We start from the raw sequence: 3,081 nt of genomic DNA, 5'->3' as shown, positions 1-3,081 counted from the left end.
GCGCAGGGCCTCAAACTATCGAAGCATTTTCGGGTGTAGCGATAATCCAGCGCTGTCATTCCCCGCGAAGGCGGAGAATCCAGTACGCCGCGGCCCTCGAGTTCAATAACAACTTCCTCTGGAATACTGGATCGCCGCCTGCGCGGGCGATGGCAGCCGCCGCCGCAAACTTCGGGATGCGGAATTGGCGGGCGGCCGCGCAGGGCGCCCTGCATGGAGGTCATGTTGCCTGCGGCAAGCTGCGGTGACACACTCGATCAAAATCAAAGATCGGGAGCGAACATGGCCGCCGCCTCAGACGCAGCGCAAGAAGCCCAATGGAAGCGCTGGCGCGCGGTCGCCGATCTCTATCACGCCTACTTCACCGGGCTCATCCTCACCGTCGTCACGCGCCGCGGCACCGCTGACGCCGCCGAGTTCGTTTTCCGCGTCTTCCGCCGCCAGCAGCAGGAGCGCTTCCTTCCCGGTCTGAAGAAGCTCGGGATCGATCATCTGCCGCCCGCGGTCGCCGCCGCGCAATATCACTACCTCTCCAACTGGATCGGCGGCGTGCACGTCGAGTACATGCACGAGAGCGACACAAAAGCCTGGATCCGCTATCCGCCGCCGCGCTGGATCTGGAAGGGCACCGCGATCTGCGGCATTCCCGGCGAGGTCTCGCGTGCGATGTTGCGCGGCTGGCACGCCAACAACGGCGTCGCGCTCGGCGATCTCAGGCTCGGCTTCGTCTGCACCAAGCAGAGCGTCGACGGCCAGGACGGGCTCGAAGGCTACTATTGTCAATACGACCACTCGCTCGAGCTCGATCAGCGGCTCGTGTTCGGGCGTCACGTCGAAGCGCCGCTTTTCGACGCGAAGACCGCGCCGGCTTTGCCGGTCGCGAGCTGGCCAAAACCGCGACTGGAGAAAGCCTATCGCAATTACGCGATGGAATATGTGCGCACGGCCGCTCCCGTGATGGTGCAGCTGTTCGGGCCGGAGGACGCCGGCTACCTGCTGCGCCTCACCGGCAAGCTGATCGGCATGCAGTATTTCGACGAGGTCGCGGCGGCGCTGGCAATGGGTCGCGGCGGCGCGCGAGAATTCGCATCGTTCCTGAATGCGCTGTTCGCGGCGCAGGACGATGCGGCCGAGATGACAGCATCGGAAGGCACGTTCGAAATCGGCCAGCAGAGCTGGAAGCTGATGGACGACATCGCCGATTATCATCCCGGCTGCGCGAAGGTGCTGGAGGGACTGGTCGAGGGCCTCGCTGCGGGATGCGGGCGGCATATCGGTGTGCATCTGCGGCCGTCAGCAGGCGGCCGGCCGCCGCTGATTTGGACGATCGGGTAGCTTCACGATCGAGATGTGCTGTCGCAGAGCACGCCTGCACCCTGCGCAGGCAGAATCGCGCTGGGCCGTGCTAAGCCCGTGTCGCGCTCTGGGCGCGAATAGATATTGGCACCTGTTCAATGCCGCGCCGCAAACGGCGCCCGTGCCCGGGAGAGGACATGTCCGACATCGCCGAAATCCCGGTCGATGAGCAAGAGCGCCCGCTGCCGCCGCCTCCTCCGCCGGTCAGGAGCGCGCTCACGGACGGGCCGATCCTGCGCACGCTGCTTTCGCTCGCTTGGCCCAACGCGATCGGCTTGTCGGCGGGCATTTGCGTGGTGATTGCGGAAACCTCCTATGTCGGTCGTCTTGGGGTCGAGGCGCTGGCGGCGATGGCGCTGGTGTTCCCCACGATCATTCTGACCATGACCATGTCGGGCGGCGCGATGGGCGGCGCGGTGGCCTCGGCCATTGCGCGTGCGCTGGGCGCCGGGAATCGCGAACGCGCCGGCGCGCTTGCCGTTCATGCCCTGCTGATCGGCATCAGCTTCGGCTTCGTCTTCATGCTGGGCATGTTGATCTTCGGGCCAAAAGTGCTCGAAATGCTCGGCGGGCGCGGCGATGTGCTGACGCATGCGATCGCCTACACGCAAGTGTTTTTCGGTGGCGCCGTGTTGCCCTGGCTGCTCAACACCATGGCGGGCATTTTGCGCGGCACCGGCAACATGAAGCTGCCGTCGTTCCTGATCCTCAACTCGGCGGCCTGGCAGATCGTGCTCGGCGGCACGCTGGGCCTCGGGCTCGGGCCGGTGCCGCAACTCGGCATGCGCGGCGTCGCCGCCGGCGCGCTGATCGCCTACATCATGAACATCAGCATCATGAGCTGGTACCTGTTCTCCGGCCGCGCGCGCATCACTCTGAAGCTGCGCGGCCTGCGCGTCCAATGGGCGATGTTCTTCGACATCCTGAAGGTCGGCGCCGTCGCCTGTTTTTCGCCGCTGCAATCGGTGCTGACGATCTCGATCTTCACCCACATGCTGGCGAAATTCGGCACCGCGATTCTGGCCGGCTACGGCATCGGTGCGCGGCTCGAATTTCTGCTGACCTCGATCGCGTTCTCGTTCGGCATCGCCTGTGTGCCGATGGTCGGGATGGCAATCGGTGCCGGCCGCATCGCGCGCGCCCGGCGCGTCGCCTGGATCGCCAGTGCTGCCGCCTTCGTGGCCGTGGGCGCGCCGGCCTGCGTCGTTGCGATGTTTCCCGATCTCTGGATCAACATGTTCACGGACAGTGCAGCCGTACGCGCGGCGAGCCATCAATATCTCTCGACGGTCGGACCGTTCTACGCCTTCTTCGGCCTTGCCACGACGATGTATTTCTCCTCGCAAGGCGCGGCGAAGGTGATCGGTCCCGTGCTGGCGCAGACGGCGCGGCTGATCTACATCGCAGGCGTCGGCTGGTGGCTGTCGACGCACGAGGCCAGCGCGCAGAGCTTCTTCTGGCTGGCCGCGAGCTCGATGGTCGTGCTCGGCCTGCTGTCATGCTCCAGCGTGATGCTGACACGCTGGGGACCGCACGAGCGCAAGCCCGCGGTCGCGCCTGCTCTTGTTGTCGACTAGCGACGCTTGTGGCGGCGATGGCCGCCTCCGGTATTGGCGAGCCGCATCAATTGCGGGATCATCGCCATCATGTCGCTGCCGCCGGTGCCGCCGAGCATGCCCATGATATCGCCGCCGCCCATGCTGCCGATCCCGACCGGCATATAAC

The 3,081-nt window shown here is 65.5% G+C and carries 3 protein-coding genes; 2 read left to right on the top strand and 1 reads right to left on the bottom strand.

What is annotated here, in order from left to right; all coding sequences use genetic code 11:
- Positions 1 to 224 (bottom strand): hypothetical protein (locus JHD07_RS14355; protein WP_291623189.1); only part of this gene is annotated, 224 nt, incomplete at its 3' end.
- 58 nt (positions 225 to 282) lie between these two features.
- Here JHD07_RS14355 and JHD07_RS14350 point away from each other — a divergent pair.
- The gene (locus JHD07_RS14350; protein WP_291623187.1) at positions 283 to 1,335 is read left to right on the top strand and encodes a hypothetical protein; all 1,053 of its coding nucleotides are present in this window, start codon (positions 283 to 285) and stop codon (positions 1,333 to 1,335) included.
- Between the two features lie 158 nt (positions 1,336 to 1,493).
- On the top strand, positions 1,494 to 2,933 hold the full coding sequence (locus tag JHD07_RS14345) for an MATE family efflux transporter (protein WP_291623185.1): 1,440 nt from the start codon (positions 1,494 to 1,496) through the stop codon (positions 2,931 to 2,933).
- Positions 2,934 to 3,081: the final 148 nt, after the last annotated feature.

The sequence above is a fragment of the Bradyrhizobium sp. genome, assembly GCF_016462955.1.
Taxonomy (GTDB): domain Bacteria; phylum Pseudomonadota; class Alphaproteobacteria; order Rhizobiales; family Xanthobacteraceae; genus Bradyrhizobium.
The sequence above is the reverse complement of the archived record's forward strand: the minus strand, read 5'-3'. Positions and strand labels throughout refer to the sequence as shown.